Annotated in this window: 21 protein-coding genes; 14 read left to right on the top strand and 7 right to left on the bottom strand. The window is 51.2% G+C overall.

The genetic code is table 11. From position 1 onward, the window contains the following. Positions 1 to 47: 47 nt before the first annotated feature. Positions 48 to 2,204 carry a cation:proton antiporter domain-containing protein gene (locus H567_RS24810; protein ID WP_051184817.1) on the bottom strand — a complete coding sequence of 719 codons (2,157 nt, stop codon included), beginning with the start codon at positions 2,202 to 2,204 and terminating at the stop codon, positions 48 to 50. A 1,033-nt stretch (positions 2,205 to 3,237) separates the two neighbouring features. Here H567_RS24810 and H567_RS27250 point away from each other — a divergent pair. The 4 genes from H567_RS27250 (at position 3,238) to H567_RS0112945 (ending at position 6,843) form a co-directional block, all read left to right on the top strand. After that, complete coding sequence (locus H567_RS27250; RefSeq protein ID WP_051184815.1) at positions 3,238 to 3,852, top strand: LbetaH domain-containing protein; 615 nt, start codon at positions 3,238 to 3,240, stop codon at positions 3,850 to 3,852. 576 nt (positions 3,853 to 4,428) lie between these two features. Continuing rightward, positions 4,429 to 4,896 carry a hypothetical protein gene (locus H567_RS0112955; protein WP_153306182.1) on the top strand — a complete coding sequence of 156 codons (468 nt, stop codon included), beginning with the start codon at positions 4,429 to 4,431 and terminating at the stop codon, positions 4,894 to 4,896. 642 nt (positions 4,897 to 5,538) lie between these two features. Beyond that, positions 5,539 to 6,336: a hypothetical protein gene (locus tag H567_RS0112950; RefSeq protein WP_028321722.1), complete on the top strand. Its 798-nt coding sequence runs from the start codon at positions 5,539 to 5,541 to the stop codon at positions 6,334 to 6,336. A gap of 216 nt (positions 6,337 to 6,552) precedes the next feature. After that, positions 6,553 to 6,843, top strand: coding sequence for an antibiotic biosynthesis monooxygenase family protein (locus H567_RS0112945; protein ID WP_028321721.1), 291 nt, complete (start codon positions 6,553 to 6,555; stop codon positions 6,841 to 6,843). 467 nt (positions 6,844 to 7,310) lie between these two features. Here H567_RS0112945 and H567_RS0112940 read toward each other — a convergent pair whose 3' ends face one another. The 6 genes from H567_RS0112940 to tnpA form a co-directional block, all read right to left on the bottom strand. Further along, on the bottom strand, positions 7,311 to 7,802 hold the full coding sequence (locus H567_RS0112940) for a BglII/BstYI family type II restriction endonuclease (protein ID WP_153306181.1): 492 nt from the start codon (positions 7,800 to 7,802) through the stop codon (positions 7,311 to 7,313). An 86-nt stretch (positions 7,803 to 7,888) separates the two neighbouring features. After that, on the bottom strand, positions 7,889 to 8,392 hold the full coding sequence (locus H567_RS0112935; protein ID WP_028321719.1) for a hypothetical protein: 504 nt from the start codon (positions 8,390 to 8,392) through the stop codon (positions 7,889 to 7,891). Between the two features lie 179 nt (positions 8,393 to 8,571). Further along, positions 8,572 to 9,249 carry a DUF6946 family protein gene (locus H567_RS27910; RefSeq protein ID WP_084517269.1) on the bottom strand — a complete coding sequence of 226 codons (678 nt, stop codon included), beginning with the start codon at positions 9,247 to 9,249 and terminating at the stop codon, positions 8,572 to 8,574. 79 nt (positions 9,250 to 9,328) lie between these two features. Next, entirely contained in the window at positions 9,329 to 10,168 is an 840-nt protein-coding gene (locus H567_RS0112925) for a GIY-YIG nuclease family protein (protein ID WP_208598378.1), read from the bottom strand. Between the two features lie 106 nt (positions 10,169 to 10,274). After that, positions 10,275 to 10,952 (bottom strand): endonuclease NucS domain-containing protein, encoded by a 678-nt coding sequence (locus tag H567_RS24800; RefSeq protein ID WP_051184812.1) that lies wholly within the window; start codon positions 10,950 to 10,952, stop codon positions 10,275 to 10,277. 161 nt (positions 10,953 to 11,113) lie between these two features. After that, the gene (tnpA, locus tag H567_RS0112915; RefSeq protein ID WP_028321716.1) at positions 11,114 to 11,500 is read right to left on the bottom strand and encodes an IS200/IS605 family transposase; all 387 of its coding nucleotides are present in this window, start codon (positions 11,498 to 11,500) and stop codon (positions 11,114 to 11,116) included. A gap of 108 nt (positions 11,501 to 11,608) precedes the next feature. On the opposite strand from tnpA, the gene H567_RS29190 reads away from it, so the two are divergent. The 10 genes from H567_RS29190 to H567_RS27900 form a co-directional block, all read left to right on the top strand. Next, on the top strand, positions 11,609 to 11,788 hold the full coding sequence (locus tag H567_RS29190) for a hypothetical protein (protein WP_028321715.1): 180 nt from the start codon (positions 11,609 to 11,611) through the stop codon (positions 11,786 to 11,788). Continuing rightward, positions 11,785 to 12,873: a virulence RhuM family protein gene (locus tag H567_RS0112905; RefSeq protein WP_028321714.1), complete on the top strand. Its 1,089-nt coding sequence runs from the start codon at positions 11,785 to 11,787 to the stop codon at positions 12,871 to 12,873. The genes H567_RS29190 and H567_RS0112905 overlap by 4 nt, the downstream gene beginning before the upstream one ends. 684 nt (positions 12,874 to 13,557) lie before the next feature. Further along, positions 13,558 to 13,890 (top strand): restriction endonuclease subunit S domain-containing protein, encoded by a 333-nt coding sequence (locus H567_RS27245; protein ID WP_028321713.1) that lies wholly within the window; start codon positions 13,558 to 13,560, stop codon positions 13,888 to 13,890. 15 nt (positions 13,891 to 13,905) lie between these two features. Then, a complete protein-coding gene (locus H567_RS27240) occupies positions 13,906 to 14,922 on the top strand; it encodes a restriction endonuclease subunit S (protein ID WP_315861786.1) in 1,017 nt (338 codons plus the stop codon). Then, positions 14,922 to 16,070, top strand: a complete 1,149-nt coding sequence (locus H567_RS0112885; RefSeq protein WP_028321712.1) for an ImmA/IrrE family metallo-endopeptidase — start codon at positions 14,922 to 14,924, stop codon at positions 16,068 to 16,070. Before H567_RS27240 ends, H567_RS0112885 begins: the two co-directional genes overlap by 1 nt. After that, positions 16,070 to 16,573 carry a DUF4411 family protein gene (locus tag H567_RS0112880; protein ID WP_028321711.1) on the top strand — a complete coding sequence of 168 codons (504 nt, stop codon included), beginning with the start codon at positions 16,070 to 16,072 and terminating at the stop codon, positions 16,571 to 16,573. The genes H567_RS0112885 and H567_RS0112880 overlap by 1 nt, the downstream gene beginning before the upstream one ends. Further along, positions 16,573 to 18,585: a type I restriction endonuclease subunit R gene (locus H567_RS24790; RefSeq protein WP_051184810.1), complete on the top strand. Its 2,013-nt coding sequence runs from the start codon at positions 16,573 to 16,575 to the stop codon at positions 18,583 to 18,585. Before H567_RS0112880 ends, H567_RS24790 begins: the two co-directional genes overlap by 1 nt. Position 18,586: 1 nt before the next feature. Further along, the gene (locus H567_RS24785) at positions 18,587 to 19,105 is read left to right on the top strand and encodes a tyrosine-type recombinase/integrase (protein WP_051184809.1); all 519 of its coding nucleotides are present in this window, start codon (positions 18,587 to 18,589) and stop codon (positions 19,103 to 19,105) included. Next, a complete protein-coding gene (locus H567_RS0112865) occupies positions 19,102 to 19,545 on the top strand; it encodes a hypothetical protein (RefSeq protein WP_028321710.1) in 444 nt (147 codons plus the stop codon). The genes H567_RS24785 and H567_RS0112865 overlap by 4 nt, the downstream gene beginning before the upstream one ends. Positions 19,546 to 19,732: 187 nt before the next feature. After that, the coding region (locus H567_RS27900) for an IS1634 family transposase N-terminal domain-related protein (protein ID WP_492211718.1) at positions 19,733 to 19,932 on the top strand (200 nt) is incomplete at its 3' end.

The following is a 19,932-nucleotide window of genomic DNA, read 5'->3' as shown; positions in this document are numbered from 1 at the left end:
CGGCGGGAGAAGCATCGCTTCACATGAGGCGCCGGGCAACCGCTTGCCTAGAGAGGCTCCATCCCTTTCAAACCCTTGACCGCCTCGGCAGCCCCGATGACGACCAGACCGTCTCCGGGCTGCAGCCGCTCTGTGGTGCGCAAGGCGGTGATCCGCTGACCACCCCGGATGATGCCGATCACGGTCGCCTCATACTTCTGGCGGAACTGCAGTTCGGCCAAGGTCCTGCCGCCCAGCTCGGAGTTTTCACCGATCCGGATCTCATTGATCTCGAACCGGTCGGTCCGCTCCCCATCGAGATCCTCCACGGGTTGATCGAGCATGGCTTCAGCCTCCTGCAGCTCATCGGGCGGCCCCATGACAACCAGCCGATCACCGGGATAGACCTGAAAATCAGGCCCAGGCTCGTATAGCACCCGCCCGGCCCGGCTCACCGCCAGCACGGAAACACCGGTCTGCGAGCGCAGGGGGATATCCTTGATCGTCTTTCCGGCTGCAGACGCCCCGGAGCGGATGCGAATCTCCTGAAACGCGATCGGCCAATCGATGTTTTTCGGCAGCATTTCCATGGATCTGGTCAGGGCATCGGCGGCCTGCTCCGCGGCATCCGCGAAAGGCCGAAAGACCACGTGTGCGCCTTCTTGCTTGAACAGATCCGCTTCCGCTTCGTTCGCCGCGCTCACCGCCACTTTGGCCTCGACCCCCCTGTCTCTCAGATGGTGCAGCAGTTCGAGGTCCAGGTGCCTCGAACGGACCGTGCTGACCACCCATCGCGCCTTGTTGAGGGGCAGATGTTCATGCAGCTCCGGGTCCGTCATATCGCCGTAGAGCACCGGCACTCCCCTGGACCGCCAGGTCCTGAGGACCTGCGGATCGAAATCGACGCCCAGGAGCGTCTTGCGTCTCCGCAAAAGGCATTCCGCAATCCCCCTCCCATACGTGCCGAGACCCACAAGGATCACATCCAACTGCGGGGCTCCTTCAAGGGAGTCGACGGCGCATTCCCTGAAAGGCGTTCTTCTTTCGAACACCTTCAGGGGCTTGGACAACAAATGATAAAGGGAACCCGAATACAGGATCATATACGTCGAAACGAAAATGGTCACCACCCCCACCAGGGTGATCAGGCCCATGGTTTCCGGAGCGATGTGGCCGATGCTGAGCCCCAGCGCCGCCACGATGAGAGAGAACTCGCTGATCTGGGCCACCGTCAGCCCCGCAAGGAAGGCCGTACGCCGCCGGTAACCCATGAAGCCCATGATCGCCAGGACGATCAGCGGGTTCCCGACAAGGACGAAGACCGAAAAAAGGCCCGCTGCACCCACTTGAGAGCCGACCATCGTCCATTCGAGGCGTGCCCCGAGATCAATGAAAAAGAAAAGCAGCAGAAAATCCCTCAGGCTGGTCAATCGCGCCCCGATTGCATCCCGGTAATCCGTGGATGCCAGGGAGACTCCCGCCAGAAACGCCCCCACCTCCTTGCTGAACCCGAGCCACTCTCCCCCCGCCCCGAGGCACACAGCCCAGGCAATGGCAAACAGGATCAGAAGCTCCTGGGAATAGGCCAACCGCAGCGCCAGGCCTGGAAGGACATACCTGGTCATGAGGGCCGCAAAGGCGAGCAGGCCCAGACCCTTGGCTGCGATCAGGAGCGAACCCGTCCAAGCCGATTGGCCGGCCGCAATCGGCGAACCGAACGTGGTCAATGCGACCAGCGCCAGGATGGCGGCGATGTCCTGAACGATCAGGAAGCCGATGGCGATCTGGCCGTGCAGCGAATCGATCTCCTTCTTATCCGACAGGAGCTTGACGATGATGATCGTGCTCGAAAAGGTCAAGGCGACAGCCACGTAGGCAGCATCGACGGGCGGGATGTCCAGAGCCAGCGCGATCAGGAAGCCGATCGCAGAAGTGAAAACGATCTGCCCCAGACCCGTCGCCAAAGCGACCGGGCCCGTTGTGCGGATCAGACCGAGGTCGAGTTTCAGCCCGACGATGAACAGCAGGAGGGCGATGCCCATATGCGCAAGCAGCTCGATCTCGTGGTAGCTCTGGATGATCCCCAGCCACGAAGGCCCTGCAAGGATGCCCGTCGCCAGGAACATGATCAGCAAGGGCTGTCGGAGCCTCTGGCCGACGATGCCGAGCAGTGTTGCAAGACTCAGAACAGCCGCGATTTCAAGAAAAGAATTGCCGTCGAGCATAGGGTCGGTCTCCTTTTTTGCGGGGTGGATCTTCAACCCATGTTTTCAGCCTTGTCCTCAAGGGGTCCAGCCTCTTTCGCCCACAGAATTTTACCATAATGAACCTTTTGAATGAAGATGCTTATACGACCGATCCCACATCAAATACTGCAAGGTGCCGGAATCGGATAGATGCGACCCTGATGATTGGCAGTGCGTGCATCACGCGCTTTGGATAACCCGTAAGGAGAGAACCGCTATAAGCCCTCATAAAGGCAATGATAAACACACTACATGCATAATGAGAAGCGTGAAGACCATGGAATGCTGTCTTACAGCTCCCTGAATACACCGATTGCGGCCGGTGCGCCATCTCAGAACAGCGGAAGCGATGGAAAGGGCGTGGTCAGGCGGGCATCGTGAACAATCCTAAGTCATTGAGAATCGCAAATGTTTTAACAGAGGTCGATAAGCATCGGTTTGCTTTGCTGACCAGCCAATACCACGGCCAACGAACACGTGCGCCTAAGCAGAGAACCGCGTGGCTCACATTTGCCGTCACATCTTGCCCATATATGCGTAATTATCATTATTTTCAACAGCTTGCTTGCCACTTCAGGGAAAAGACAAAAAGCCTCGCCTTTAGGTGAAGACTTTAGTATGCTTATTGGATATAAGGACTATCGCCGTTCAAGCCATGCTGTATATGACCTATATATAATTTTTCGATGGATCACCATGCAACGCAAACCCGTCCTACGAAGACCGACAGCAGCCAGGCTGCGAGGACAAATTTTCGCATGTGAATTTGAGGACATCGATATATTTAAAGGAAATGTTCGCAAGGATCACGAGCACCCGACAGGCTATCAATGGCAAATTCAAATCCAGTACTGAAGATCCTGAATCGGCGGATAGCTGGCCGGCTTTAAACCATATAGATAATTCATTACAAACCTGAGAATGTTGTTTCCGGACTATTTGGAAACCCGAAGAGGTATCTGCTTAATGGCTGTCCATTCTAAACGGTAATTTTAGACATGGAGGAAAAAGAATGACATCACTACAATACAAAAATATAAGGCATAACCTGGCAGGCGATTATCCACACATCGATCCCACGGCGCTGATTGACCCTTCTGCCCAGATCATCGGTAACGTCAGAATTGACAAAGATGTTTTCATAGGACCATTGGCCGTTATTCGGGCCGACCAGCGCGGAAAGGACGGAAAAGTCGCCCCCATCCAGATCGATAGGGAGGTCATTATTCAGGATGGCGTCATCATACACGCCGATCCGGGGGCTTCAGTGATCATAGGCTCCAAGACTACCGTAGCCCATGGAGCTATCCTCCATGGACCGTGCACCATCGGGCAAGAGTGTTTTATTGCTATGAGAGCCTCTTTATACAAGGCCACTCTAGAAGATCATGTATGGCTTGGCATTGGAGCTATTGCCAAACGGGTTACCTTCCATTCCTTTACAAAGGTGCCTGCAGGTGCCGTTATCCGTGATCGCCCCGAAGTACTGGCACTTCGACTGATTACAGAGAAAGAAAGAAACTATATGGAAGAGGTTTGGGCCGCTAACTCCCGATTAAGGACGGACTACCTGGAACTCCGTGAAAAAGCGGAGTCGATTCGATCCGCCGCCAAGAAAGATGGCTGATATTGCAAATGAATGTTTTTAATTGTATACTCAAAACTGCGCTGTGATTCTCACCTACTTGAGTATAGGATTCAACACAGTTGTGTTTCTGAGGTGGAGTCAGTTTAAAAAAAAATAGAAACCCCTGCTCTTAGGGGGCCGGTTTCTCCCTTGTTCAAAAGAGGCTGCGACGTAAAATAAATTGACTTTTGGGCAGGACCGCGCTAGCGTCGCGGATGCATCCGTGATGATCTGCCTCCTTAAGTCTTTTCGGCTCCATGAATTAATCCTAACTTGAGCTTTTGGTATTGTGCCGGTAACTTTCCGGCGGAATGCTTCTTATCTTTGAATCTCTGGATCGTGAAGAAAATGCCGCTGATAAGTCTAATTGAACCTTGGTTTTACTGCTTCGACTCACCGTTTTAACGAAGATCAAAACCGGTTCGAATTCAGAGAGAGGAATCTTTTTGTCGTTCACGTAGGGTTTGCGAAGTCGGTCGGCCTTCAAAAAAGAAATAGAGTCCGCCCGGAAATGGTCCCCCGGTACAGCCGAGTTTCCGATCCCAATGGGAGGGGCTTCCGGTATCGGTTGGGAAGTTGGTTCAATTTATTCATGGGTTAAGTGAAAAGGGGGGAATTATGCGAAGACGTTGCAAAGTTATTATTCCGAATGTGCTGGCTGCTGCGATCCTTTTGATCACCTTTTTCGGCCCTTCGGGGACATCTTATGGTTTAGACATCACGATTGAAGTGGCGCCGCGGACGCTGAATCTCCAGAACAGCGGAGAGGTGGTCACCGTTCATACGAATATCGTCTATTCGAATGTCGTTGCGACAACGGTTTCCCTCAACGACATTGAAATCGCCTCCTGGAAGGCGGACAACAGAGGAAATTTTGTCGCCAAATTCCTGATGGAGGAGGTTAAAGCTCTCGCGGAAATTGGCTCTCTGACGGTCCCCGGTGAAAATGAACTTACCCTGGTGGGTTTTACTACAGAAGACGAGAAATTCACAGGGACCCAGACTATCACGGTGATCGACGTCTCGGGGAGGCGACTCAAGTAGACCGAAGCGCGGACGGACAATCCGGTCTTCCGCCAAACAGGAAACTGGTTGTCCATGAGGGTCCGGGGGGGCGGCTTGAGGTCGGCGAAGTAGTTTTCACGCCCGGACCACAAGTCTCTTCCGGTCATGCATTCCGGCAAAGCTCGGTCGCGGTTGACCGGCCAAATCTGGAGTTTCGGACTGGTCACGTAAACGGCATGACGCTGATCTACGTCAAAAGGCACAGCTCATACACGCACTCTGCCCTTCCATGCTCCATTGCCTCTTACCAAACGAGTCTCCCGTCTTCTTGGGTTTAAACACGTTATTATTTTACGTATGTTTAATTCCTATATCCACACACACCCGTTTTTGCATAAGCATTTTCGTCAGGCAAAGACTCCTGGGCGGCAGGCTGCGGCAACAGTTTATACAAATGGAATTTTATTTCCTAAAGCAGATCATCTCAAATTTGAACCTTAAATCCCGTCACGGACGGCTAATTCCACATATCAGCCGCCTAAATCCGATAGGCAGCTAAATCGAAGGTTTTCGCGGCTTTAATTGAGACGTCGAAGATAGTAAAGTTCGGCTACAAAATTTTTCCATGCGAGCATTGCCAGAATTTAGATTAGTTTAATAATATACGAAAGGCAAATCACCATGAAAAATGGTTTTTTACTAATAATGTTGTTTGCTATCACTGGTTGTGCAGGTTATCCTCTTACGCAAACAGATATAAACCGGGAAGTTAATAATAATGCAGCAACCATTATTTTAGGTGCAAATTTAGGGGATGGTAATATTGACGGAATGGCATTTGCTTTGTACATTGATGGAGAAAAAATATTACCAAAAGGTATCGTGAGAAATGGCATTTATAAAGGGTCCATCCCGAGAAAACCCATTTTAAACCCTGATCCATGGGACGGTATAACTTATACAGAAGCTGACAGAGACAATCATGGGTATATAATTTGGAATATTGATATCGAAAAATTCAAAAATGAACGCGAAAGCTTGATTTACCTTACAAGTGCAAGATCAAGTGAAACGCGCATTGCTCCTTATATGGAACAATTCTTTTCAAGTGGTTACTTACTTCCTATTGAAGCCTCCATCCAAAGCTTCCATGCAAACTATTTAAAGTCATTACAGAAAATATTCAGATCGGACAAGGATTGGTATTTTTTGGGTTGTGCGTTTCAGCTGTCTAAACCAGGCATCTATTATTTGGGAGAATATACATTTATCAATGCGAATTTGACTCAAACAGAAGGATTTGATTTTATAGAAAAACTTCTAACTTATAAAAATAGAAGAATCGATACTGACAATGAAAATGTAAAAAATATTCTTACTAATGCCCAAATTTCAAATAGAGAACTGTACAACTTCAGCTCTTCATGGAAGGAGCATGATAAATCAGAGTGGTTTTCGCTTTTGGTCTTAGAGCAATAAATAGGCTGTACTAGACTTTATCATAAATTGAAAGCCTTAGTCGAAACTGGCGATTTACTTGACGCCGTGAACGTCCCGTATGCGAATGAAACACAAGCACGAAATAAGAAAAATTCAGCCGACGCAGAAAATTGGATAGCTGATTAGCGTTTTAGGCGACCCAGGCGTACCATAGGGCAATGCACACATTCATTGCGAAGGAAAGGAGGATAATTGATGTATGCACTTCTACTATTATTCCCTCTTGGACCAGGGATGCGTTCGACTGCTGAGAAACTGGGCGATCAGTTTTCCCCCGTGCACAGAACAGCAAAGGGGTTTAAGGACGAAATATTTCTCGCTGACGACTTAACTGGAGAGTATGGGTCCCTTACCCTTTGGGATTCGAGGGAGGATATTGAGGCTTTTCGACAAGCTGCGGCCTCCCAGCTACAAAAAGACCTGGCAGGCATTGCCAAAGTGCCACCAACTACCAGGGTGTTCGAAGTTTATGAACCAAAACCTTGATTGCCAAAAGGTTTTCAGATACATGCGGGTCGCCTGACAACTTCCTCCGAAAGAAGAATCAGCTTTGACGTAAACAGCGCGGAAATAACCGCCACGCACCTGTTCCCCGCCCGTAAGCAAAAATCCAAAACGCCCAGCCGTATATCAGCGAGGAAATGGTTTATTTTGATGACTTGATTTATTGAACATAGAATTTTAACTCGAGTTTACAAATAAGAAACTAAAAAAAAGAAGCAAGCCTTTGTTATCACAGTACAAAATAGCTACTGCTTTTGTAGTACCCTACCGTCCTGGATCACGAAGCCGAGAGCATCGAGAACCGCTATTGGCTGAGATGTGGGGTCTTCCAACCTCCGTCCGGGTTTCTTCGGGCCTGGAAGCCAGAAAGGGGCCGTCCCCAATCACGGAGATGGCGCACTATAGCTGACGGTTGAGTTCTACAACCCCGAGACTTAATTGTCTTGTATTTACAGTATATTGGAACTTCCTTCAACTTCAAACTCTGAAAGTCCTGTTTGAACACTTCGGGCTCGATTTGGGAAAAAACTACTGGGATTCGACGGAACGATGAGAACCGCAAGTGAGAGAAGTCCATTAGCCAAGCCGTATTGGAACTTGTAATAGTCACGGTATAAAGCTGAACTATTACCAAACTGAATTTCAACAAAAACAAGTTTTTTACGAAAATCCCCAATCAGCTTCGGATCACTCCGTAATATAGGTTGTGTTTCCCTGCCACGATTAATAAAATTTTCAGCAAACGCCTTATTGTAACCAGATTGATGTTCGTAAATCATGCCATTTTTAAAATACTTGAACGAGTTGGACCATGCGATCGAATCAACGATTGCCATCACCTTTTGGATTTCGCAATTCAGAACCCGTAGCAATTGATCTCCGCAATGGAAATATTCAACCTCGGATTTCATTTCTTCAATCTCTATATTCTCTTTCTGCAAAATAACAAATATCGCGCTGTGAGCAATCAGTTAGAAACTTTTACGGCTCACTAGCCTTCCAGAACTTAAGATTTTCACGGCGTCCATCACTGTGGGATATTTCCCCAGGCATCCAGAAAATCATGCCGTGCGAGTATTTTATAGTTTATTCCAGGACTGAACTTGCCATATGGCTTGCCGCGTTTTTCCTCCAACTCTCTCGATACCTGCTCTTGCTCAGTAACAACCTGCCTGAACTGCTGATTATCAAGAACGAAATACTCCGGCCGCTGGTCCACGGCATCGGGTATCAAGACGAACACAAAAAATCGGCTGGCATCTGGCTCCACCAAGGCAGACTGATATAAAAAGTACGTTTTGGAACTTAGCGACTTAACCTGGACAGAGAATACTTTACCGGATGGACTCTCGCACAACAGGTCTGCCGCAGGGGCATTCCCAATCGTAAACGTCACGAGATACCCGCGCCGCGTCAGTTCATGCGCAACCCCGAATTGTCCTGACCATTGCGTCTTGTATTTTTTACTCATGATCTCACCTAAACTTAATCCGTCAGTTTCACGGGTTTTGATCCACATCCGATTGGACATGTTCACTTCGATCCGGAAATAGTCTTTTTGCCCAATCTCGGCGTCTATCTACACCTTTGCTTGTGCGGCGATCTATAGGTCGCCTCCGCACAAAAGCTTTATTTCATAGATATTGACCAAAAATCTTCCTTTCCAGATTGGAAACCGGGTTCTACCGGAGAGTCATTTCCGATCAGATACTACCTAAAAAGGTATTCTTCATTCCCGCACACCCACCCAATATGGAGATGAACCCCAGCACGCTTTCCCGCATAGACTATACGATTGACAGACACTTCAGCGCGTAGCAACAATGCAAACGCCTCGTAGTCCTGAAACCATTCACGCGACCGACTGAATGAGTGCACGATCATAACAGCATGCGGCGCTCCGAAACGCTTAGCCTCAATCACAGCAGCCCCAGTCCGATGGATGAGTTGATATCGTATCGTGCCAGCGAGCGTCTCATTCAGATTAAGTTCTCGCCTAAGGAAGGCAAGTCGAGAAGCCTTTCCTTTCGATCCTTCAGCCAACCAATCCGACAATGTTGGACCAAACGGCTCAGAAACTTTTCCCTCTACAGCGATTGACACTAAGCCCGTGCTTGCCCTCGCAAGCGCCCATATATCATTTTGGGATGGTCTAGATCCTCCGACCAAAGGGACCTGATGCTCTGGAATGGCAAGCAATAATTGAATGTCGGCAAGCAGCTCGTTTGTCGAGAATGCTGTCTGGATCTCAGAAGGGAAACCGTCTGCATTTTGCCAAGAATAGGCAAGTGTTCGCGCCGAATATCCGGTCCGCCAATGTTTTAAAGGATCAGCAAGTAGCACTGCCCAGTCATCGGCATTTTTCGCTGGTATGTAGATATATTTCAAAAAGGATCTCCATATACAGGATAAAGCCGAACGCCAGCTGCACGCTTTTCGGCGACGGCTTAAAGCGTCTACCTCAGTCTTACACCTTCTTGGCTAAATTGCGATTCAAACCCATTTCCTGGCTTTGGAGCTTCCGCTGCCATCGCCCTTCCATCATTAAGATGTCATCAGATGTTGCAGACGATCCTGCAACCTCAAGGATCGAGACCTGGTAATCACTTGGGTCCCGACTTTTAAGTCCTATATTGCCGCCGTGCCCCGTCTCCACATAATTTTGCCACCTACCCCAAAAACCTTCTTCACCTCTCGCCGAACCGACGTACTGTTCTTTCGTCTTCGGGCACGTTAACAAATAAACTCCACGAGAAGATTCAAGTGGCGAAACCCAACTCTTGGGGAGAGTATCGAGTTTTGAAAGTGGCTGGATAAACTCCAAAAAACCGGGGAAATCAGGTGTTCGAAATTCTCGCCGCAGTTCGGTGATAGCCTTATCATTTCTAGAAGCGTATTGAACCCATGCAAGGGCTCCCGGCCCCCAATCAATATAAAGTCTCCCGACAAGATCAAGCAGTTTGTCTTGTAACTTGAGATCATATACATCGCAACTACCTGCCTTATCTATACCATCCATGTGAGGCATAGGAGTGTCTACCTCCAATCGCCCCCGATAATGCACTTCGTAAAGTCCAGCAAACATCGTTTCTTCACTAAAGTCAACGACAAACACTGCCCAATAAAGGGCATTCAGCTTAGTCTTATTTCGAATACGTTGCGTAGATTGATAATTTTCAAATTGAGAACGGTCATCGCGCCAGAGCTCATAAGGAGTAAAGCCACGCTTTGCATTCTTATCTTTATGCCTAATTAATCGTATATTTTCCAGTGGTAGCCCAGCTTCACGAAGGATGGTATTGAACATTATAGGCATTGCGTTCCTACTCCTTCTACAATGTTGACACATTGTATAATTTTATAACGATTCGATATATTCGCTATAGATTTTTGTCTATCTTATTTAATGTTATTTAAAGATTATATTCGTAAAGTTCAACATTGTTCATTTCAGAACATGCCAGCAAAAGATCATCAGAAATCTCACGGGCGATTATTATACCACGCACTTTTCTACCTTCTTCAGCGTGGTGTTTTCTGATCCACGCCATATAACGGAGGATTTGTCCGACAACTCGATCGTACCCGCGCGATACTTTTAGCTCTATTACCACATAATTTTTGTTATTATCGATTGCCAAAAAATCGATAAACCGGTTCCCTACCGGAAATTCAATACCGCTAATTTCCTCTTCCAAGTATAACGATAACCCAGGCTCGATAAGGGAAAGATTCTTTGCCAGAAAATTCTGAAGATCCTTTTCGTAGGCGAATTCATTTCCATTTTCTTCTTCTGAATCCTGATGTTTTGCCGCCAGTTTCTCATCTTCCTTCTGTCTAAAATAAATAGGAGTTGGATCAGAGGCTTGCTCGTAAAGACGAAATTTTTTGTTGTCAATTTGGAAAAAAAGATCATCTTTGCCGTTTGGATCGACATTTAAATGTATTCGACTGGAAGAACTTATTGATAGCTTGTGCAAGTGAGCTGAAATAGTGGCCTGCTTTATGAGTAGATACTTTGTCTTAAACCAAAAAATCATTTTTTCTTTCTCTAATATATCTCCTTTCTTTATAGTAATATTTTTTAGCATATCTGTAAAGATCCGCACCCTTAGGGTGCGGCTTTAATTAAGCCCCCCATAGGGGGGCATATGCCCTACCCCATGAGGGGGCGGGCAAAAAAGTTGTGCCGCTATCATGATACCCATTAAAATAATTGCATTTGTTCCAACTGGTTTTCCTTTTCCTCTTGCTACCGGACATACTTGCGTATCATGTCCGCATCGAGATCCACCGTAACCACGCAGTATCCCTTGGACCAGAAGTGGTTCCCCCAATACGGTTTCTTTTTCAAATGCCGAAACTGGTGAAACAGCCTTATCGATGTCTGCCCCTTCAATCGCCCAAGCAACTGGCTTATCCCCACTTTTGCAGGAATCATTGCCACAAGATGAACATGGTCGGGCTGTACGTTCAGCTCAACAACCTCACAGCCCGCAAACCCGCAGATCGATCGAATGGCCACCTCGCATGCCTCCCGTATCGATCCCGTCAATATCCGAAACCGATATTTTGGCAGCCAAACAACATGATACTGACAGTGCCATATCGTATGTGATAACTTACGAAATCTGCTCACTGATGCTCCCTCCTTACGTTATCCGTTGCGGCAACAACTTTTCGTAAGGATAGCACAGTGAGCGGCCTTCAAGGCCATTCCCATCCGGGACCGGCATAGCCAATTCCTATGACCCCACCCTTAGGGTGGGGGTTTCTACTTTGTTCTAAAACCAAGATCGGCTACGAGATCAATTTCAATCGCTATTTTTACAAGTATACGCCGCCCAGACCGTTGGAGGAGATCGAAACCGACCTCAAGAAGATCGAGAAGGAAATCGCCGACATGCTCGCGGAGGTGACGGAATGAGTGATAACCTGCCCGCTCCCGTTGATTCCAAGATACTGATATATCAATCCGATTCCGGGGAAACCCGCCTTGAGGTGCGGCTCCAGGATGAGTCCGTCTGGCTGACGCAAAAAATGATGGCGGAGTTGTTTCAAAAGGATATTCGCACGATCAATGAACATATCAAGAACGTCTATGAGGAAGGCGAGTTAGAGCCGGAATCAACTATCCGGAAATTCCGGATAGTTCAAACCGAGGGAAACAGACAGGTCGGTCGCCTGATGGATTTTTACAATCTCGATATGATCATCTCGGTGGGATATCGGGTAAAATCCGTTATCGCAACCCGCTTCCGCCAGTGGGCCACGGCACGGTTGCGCGAATACATTGTCAAAGGTTTCACCCTCGACGATGAGCGGCTTAAGGGCGGCAAGGGCCTGGTGGACTATTTCGATGAACTGCTGGCTCGCATCCGCGAGATTCGTGCCAGTGAGGCCCGGGTTTACCAGCGGATTCGCGAGATTTTCGCCTTGGCCCGTGACTACCGGGAGGGTGAGAAAGAAACGCAGGTCTTCTTTGCCACCCTGCAGAACAAGATGCACTACGCCGCCACCGGCATGACGGCTGCCGAGATTGTCCGCAAGCGCGCCGACGCGGCCAAGGCAAACATGGGATTGACAACGTGGAAGGGCGGCCGGGTGCTCAAACGCGACGTGGGAACAGCGAAAAACTATCTGGACGCGGAGGAAATCGAAACGCTCAACCGGATTACGGTGATGTTCCTGGATCAAGCCGAGTTCCGCGCTCAACGGCGGCAGGATATCCGCATGCTGGACTGGGAAGCGTTTCTCGACAAGTTCCTGATGAACACCGAATTGCCGGTGCTGGCCAATGCCGGATCGGTCAGCCGCGATGCGGCTATCGAATGGGCGGAGGGGCAATTTGACGCCTTTGCCGAGCGGCGGCGGTTGGAAGCTGAATCCGAAGCCGAAACGCGGTACGTGGAAGACCTGCGAACCTCCGCTCGCTTCCTTGATCAGGAGCGCAAGAAGACGCCCCCGAAGCAACAGGAGGCAAAGGTGAAGAAGAAAGGGGGAAAGAAATGATGAATGGAAGCATGAAATCCCCCCTTTTGCCTGCGGTTCCCGTTCGATTGCTCGGCGATATCCGGAAAATGATTTAGAAAACACGCGCCGGTGTCGCCGCAACGGTGAATGCCGGGTTGATGATACTCTACCGGCGCATCGGAAGCCGAATCCACTAGGAAATATTGAGAGGCAAGCGCGCCGACTATGGAGCGGAAATTGTCCCCACGCTGTCGAGACAGTTACGTTGGCCGTATTTCCAGGAGATTCTGGTCCTCGCTGATTGTTGCATAAATTCGAGCATTGAGGACGCCGAATGAGCAGGGGTGATTTGCATACGGGGTACGGACCGCCCGGAGCGGCGGGCCTGCCCATCCGGTTGAAAGGATACGATTATGTAGGTGCCGGGGCGTATTTTGTGACGATTTGCGCGCAGAACCGGGAATGCCTGTTCGAGGAAATCATGAGCGGAAAAATGGTGTTGAACGGTGCGGGGCGAATGGTGGAAACGGTTTGGGATCAATTGCCGATTCGATTCCACCATTTGGAATTGGATGAATTCATTGTAATGCCGAATCACATTCACGGCATTTTGTGGTCACACCGTAGGGGCGAACCTTGTGTTCGCCCGGATCGTGCTCGCCCTACACCTGTCCACCGCCGTGCCTGCCGACAGGCAGGAACAGACCCATCGGAGGGACGAAGATGAAACATCGTGCCTATTCTGCGTACAAACCGTCGGGGATGGAGTGGGTCGGCGATATTCCCGAGCACTGGGATGTTCGTCGCATCAAACACGTTGCGTCAATCCAGTTCAGCAGCGTAGACAAGCACACCATTGAGGGCGAAAAGCCCGTACGCCTCTGTAATTATATGGACGTGTATTACAACGACTTCATCAAAGAGGGTATCGAATTCTTGTCGGCGACTGCTACGCGGAGCGAGATCACCAAATTCCAACTACGTCACGGAGACGTGCTCGTAACGAAGGACTCTGAGTCTTGGGACGATATCGCTGTCCCGGCGTATGTTGCTTAAGAAGTCGAGGGTGTTCTGTGCGGCTACCACCTGGCTCACATTCGTCCCGATCTGCGCAAACTCATTGGCGAGTACCTGTTTCGAGCATTTCGGACCAGTGGGATCAACGACCAGTTCAGGGTTGCCGCCAATGGAATTACGCGGTTCGGTTTGGGTAAATATTGGTTAGACAACGGGCTGTTCCCCGTTCCCCCATTGGAGGAACAGCAAGCCATCGCATCCTTTCTTGACCGCGAAACAGCGCGGATCGATGCGCTCATCGAGAAAAAGCAGCGGCAGATCGAGTTGCTCAAGGAGAAGCGATCCGCCCTCATCAACCACGCCGTTACCAAAGGGCTCGATCCCGATGCCAAGATGAAGGATTCCGGGATTGAGTGGTTGGGCGAGATTCCGGCGCATTGGGACATCCCACCGCTTTACGCCAGGTACAGCGTTGAATTAGGAAAAATGCTCGATGCCAAGCGATTCACCGGCAATTATCTGTTGCCTTACTTGCGGAACATAGACGTTCAATGGGATCGGGTGAATGTCGAGAACCTTCCAGAGATGGATATTGAGCCGGACGAATATAGCCGTTTTACCTTGGCAGACGGAGACCTACTTGTCTGCGAGGGTGGTGAAGTCGGGCGAACAGCAATGTGGAGTGGTGAACTGCCAGTCTGTGCGTTTCAGAAAGCGATTCACCGCGTGCGACCTCGAAGTACCCAAGACGTGCGTCGCTTCTACTACTACATCATGCGAGCCGCAGCCTGGAGTGGTGTGTTTCTAGCATACGGCAATCCTAACACTATTCCACATTTGACGGCTGAAAAATTGCGCGTTTACCGGTTTCCATTCCCCCCGCACGATGAGCAAGAGATGATCCTACATCACTTAGATTTCGAGACCCAGCGGATTGATGTCCTGGTTGCCAAGGTGAAAACAAGCATCGATAAACTCCGCGAATACCGCACCGCCCTCATTTCCGCAGCGGTAACAGGCAAAATCGACGTTCGCACCATGCCTGCCGGCAGGCAGGAGGAGGTTTCCTGATGCGGGTGGATGTCAAACCCGATTTATTTTTATGGGCCTGTGCACGCGCCGGGCGAAACATCGATGCGTTGGCGCAACAGCAGTCCTTTCGCAAGTTGCCCGCCTGGGTGAGCGGCGAGGAGCGTCCGACCTTCAAACAGCTCGAGAAATTCGCCCAGGCGACCTATACGCCGTTCGGCTATTTTTTCCTCCCGGAGCCTCCCGAAGAGTCCATTCCGATTCCCGACCTTCGCACGCTCGGCAGCCAATATTTAGGACATCCGAGCCCTGACCTTCTCGACACCATGTACATATGCCAGCAACGGCAGGAATGGTATCGCGATTTTGCGCGCTCCATGGGTGAAAAACCCCTGCCGTTTGCCGGGTCCGCAAATCTTGAGAGCGATACGGCGGAGGTCGCGCGGAATATCAGGCAAACCCTTGGTTTCAATATCGATGAACGCCGTCATATGCCAACCTGGACGGAAGCGCTGCGCCACTTCATCCAACAGGCGGATTCTTTCGGCATCATGGTCATGGTGAGCGGCATCGTGGGCAGCAATACGCATCGCTCTCTTGATCCTCAGGAATTCCGTGGATTTGCGCTCGCCGATCCGCTTGCGCCGTTGGTTTTCATCAATGGCAAGGATACCAAGGCAGCGCAGATGTTCACGCTGGCTCATGAACTGGCGCATATATGGCTCGGCGAAACGGCGCTGTCCGATGTGGGGCCGGTAACGATGCCGTCCAATAAAATAGAGCTGTGGTGCAACCATGTCGCGGCTGAATTGCTCGTTCCCCTGCCCGCTTTGCGCGAAGCCTATGAAGGCGGCAGATCGTTGCGGGAAGAACTAGACCACCTAGCCCGATGGTTCAAAGTCAGCACGTTGGTCATTCTAAGACGACTCCATGATGCAGGAAAACTGACCCGCGATGAACTCTGGCAGGCATACGATAAAGAGTTGGACCGGCTGGGAGCGATGTCCAAAGGAAGCGGCGGCAATTTTTATCTGACGCTTCCGGCCAGGGTCAGCAAGCGATTTGCCCGGGCGCTGGTCATCAGCACGCTCGAGGGGCAGACCCTGCATCGCGACGCCTTCCGCTTGTTGGGTTTTCGCAAACACGCCACATTTCGTGAGCTTGCCTATCAATTGGAGGTTACCTTCTGATGACCTACCTGCTCGATGCGAATGTGTTCATCCAGGCAAAAAACCTTCATTACGGCCTGGATTTCTGTCCGGCGTTCTGGGATTGGCTGATCACAAACAATCAGCAACAGAAGGTGTTCAGCATCGAAAAAGTCGGCGATGAAATCGAAGCGGGCAACGATGAGCTTGCAAAATGGGCAGATCAGCGGGGGCCTGGATTTTTTTTGAAACCGGATTCAGCCATGCTGTCGGCGTTGGGCAAGGTGAGCGCCTGGGCGACGGACCAAGGCTATGATCCTGCAGCGGTGAACACCTTCTTCCAGGTGGCCGATTATTATTTGATCGCCTTTGCGGTCGCGCACAATCACACCATTGTAACCCACGAAATCGCTTCCCCATCCACAAAGAAAATCAAAATTCCCAACGCCTGCATCGGTCTTGAGGTTAAGTGTGTCACGCCCTATGAGATGCTGCGTCGGGAAAGAGCACGCTTTATTTTGGAACCGATTGGAGGGCGTGCCTGATGCCGGGTCAATATTCGGAATACGCATTCGAAACCGGCATAGAACACCACTTGACCACAGCCGGTGGATTTGAAAAAGGCGACCGAGAGGGCTTCGACACCGAGCGGGGTCTATTCTTCGGCGACGTGATTGCGTTTATCCAGAAAACCCAGCCCAAGGAATGGGAGTACCTCGTCAACCTCCAAAAAGAAAAGGCCGAAGAAACGCTGATAGACGATCTGTGCCGCGCGCTCAACTCCAGCCATGAGGGGTGCCTCTCGGTCCTTCGACACGGGTTCAAGTGCTTCGGCAAGCTATTCCGGGTGGCCTATTTCGCCCCGGCCAGTGGCATGAACCCCGACACCCAGGCGCTCTACGCCGCCAACCGGCTCACCATTACGCGCCAGCTCCGCTATTCGGCCAAGCACAGCAACACCCTTGATGTGACCCTGGCTCTCAACGGTATCCCCCTCGCCACCCTGGAACTGAAAAACCCCATGACTGGCCAAAACTGGCGGTATGCGGTCACACAATACAAAAACGACCGCGATCCGTCGGACCTGATCTTTCAGTTCAAGAAGCGCACCCTTGTCCATTTTGCGGTGGACACCGACGAGGTCTACATGACCACGCGTCTTTCGGGAAAAGGCACGCGCTTTCTGCCCTTCAACAGGGGCTGCGGAGGCGGGGCAGGCAATCCTGAAAACCCCGGCGGCTACAAGACCGCGTATTTGTGGGAGGCGGTGCTTGAGCGTCACAGCTTCCTGGATATTCTGGCACGGTTCATTCATCTGCAGATCAAAGAGAAAAAGCTCGGTGGGAAGCGAGTCAAGAAGGAAACCATGATATTTCCGCGCTATCACCAGCTTGATTGTGTGAGGAAACTCGTCGCGGACGCTCGCGAGCGCGGCACCGGAACCAACTACCTGATTCAGCACTCAGCAGGAAGCGGGAAATCCAACTCCATTGCCTGGCTGGCCCATCGGCTTGCGAGTCTTTACACCGTAAATGACGAGAAGGTTTTCGACTCTATCATCGTGGTCACAGACAGGGTCGTCCTCGACCAGCAGCTGCAGAACACCATTTACCAATTCGAACATAAGCAGGGCGTGGTGCAGAAGATCGATATCAACTCGACACAGCTGGCCGACGCCCTCGCCTCGGGCGTTCCGATTGTGATCACCACGCTCCAGAAGTTTCCTTTCGTCACCGAGAAAATGGGCGCCCTGCCCATGCGCCGTTATGCGGTGGTTGTTGACGAAGCCCACAGCTCCCAAGGCGGCGAGACGGCGACCGAGCTCAAAGGCGTGCTCGCCGGCGCAGCCATCAAGGAAGAGGCCAGGGCAAAAGCCGAGGAGGAAGGGCTGCCCGATTATGAGGAGGAAATCCTCAAGACCATGGCAAAGCGCGGACAGCAACCCAACATCAGCTTCTTTGCCTTCACGGCAACGCCTAAATACAAAACCCTGGAGGTCTTCGGCACACCCGGCGCGGACGGCAAGCCGAATCCCTTCCATCTCTACAGCATGCGGCAGGCCATCGATGAGGGGTTCATCCTCGACGTGCTCCGGAATTACACGACCTACAAGACATATTACCGGCTGATCAAATCAATCGAGGATGATCCACAGGTGGACAAGCGCAAGGCCGCGCGGGCGCTGGCGCGATTCATGAGCCTGCATCCGCACAATATTGCCCAGAAGACCGAGGTCATGGTCGAGCATTTCCGGCACTTCACCATGCACAAGATCGGGGGTAAGGCCAAGGCCATGGTGGTGACCTCCAGCCGTCTTCACGCGGTCAGATACAAACAAACGTTCGACAAATACATTAAGGATAAAGGCTATGCGGGGATTAAAACGCTGGTGGCCTTTTCCGGAACTGTGATCGATCCGGCGCGAGCTCGTGAACGTGCAGGCGATCCTGAACTGGGCCGCCAGGCGCAGGCCCCCGCTGGTTCCATTCAATCCGGTCCGGGGATATTCCCTCCCGCGAGAAGATCTCGAAATCATCCTCCCTCCAACCCCCGATGAGGTGACCGCGATCCTCAAGCATGCCTCCGAGCACCTCCGCCGGGCGATCCTGCTCTCGTACTACCTCGGGCTGCGCCCTGGCGCGACGGAGCTCCTTGGCCTAACCTGGGACGATGTTAGACCAGACGGCACGATCCTCGTCCGGTCAGCTGCCAAGGGCGGCCCCGGGTTCCGGATCGTGCCGGTCCACAAAGATCTTGCCGCGCACCTCGAGTACTGGAAAGCTGACGGGGAACGATATATTATCCATTATACCGGTGCGCCGGTGGGGTCCCTCAAGAGAACGTGGCGGAACACGCTTCGGCGCGCCGGGATCACCAGGCGGCTGCGCATGTATGATCTCAGGCACCATTTCGTTACCGTGGCGCTCGAAAACGGCATGCCAATCAAGGCGGTCTCGGAGATCGTCGGCAGCCGGCCGGAGACCTTGATGCGCCACTACCAGCATGTATCGAGCGCGCTGCACCGCTCGGTAGTGGCATCGATCCCCACAGCCAAAACAGAAAGGCCGCAGAAATGAACAAAGCGCTGGGCACCATTATACTGCTGGGTTTAACGGTTGCCAGCTTAGCTGGATGCGCCAACCTCCAGCCTACCATCAAGGAACTCAAGCCTGTTCCGGATGAGGCGATATTTGCGCCAACCATTGACGGGCCGAGGGCCACCTTGACTATGCTCAGGACCAACGAGTTCGAGGGAGGGGCGGCGGCATATCACTTGTTTATTGACGGGGAAATGGCGGCAGAAATTTGCGTCGGGGAATATCTTTCGGTCCCGGTCCGCCCAGGAGAAAGGATCATCGAAGTCAGGCATGAGCGATCGTGGGGCGCGCCAGGGGATAGCGAAACGATAATGGCCGCCGCGGGGAAGCAGTATTGTTTCTGGATCACGTCCGGGAGCATGTCCATCCGCATGATCCGGACAACCCCGGAAGCGGTTGAGGTCGCGACGGGATTTTGATTTTTTTGGTCTAACCCAAGTTTGCCAAAAATCCCAGATTGGGGGTTATTTTGGCCCTAAAATCAACCTATCTACAGACATAAGTAGTTGATTTTTCAGTATTCAGGCCTTGTTTTTGGCGTCTGTAGTGACCCATCGCTGCATTTTCTGCTTTACAGGCGGCTCTATAAGTGGTATGCCTCTGAGCATGTATATTAAACGGGTACGTAAATCCAATCGCCACTCCAAGAAGGTCTACGAGTATTTGCATCTCGTCGAAAACGTTCGGACAAAGAACGGACCGAGACAGCGCTTGATACTCAACCTCGGAACCGTCGACCTCTCACCGGAACACTATAAAGACCTGGCCAACTGCATCGAGGCCATGCTGAGCGGCCAGCAGCATCT

Source organism: Desulfatiglans anilini DSM 4660, assembly GCF_000422285.1.
Classification (GTDB): domain Bacteria; phylum Desulfobacterota; class DSM-4660; order Desulfatiglandales; family Desulfatiglandaceae; genus Desulfatiglans; species Desulfatiglans anilini.
This window is presented reverse-complemented; position numbering and strand designations above follow the sequence as displayed.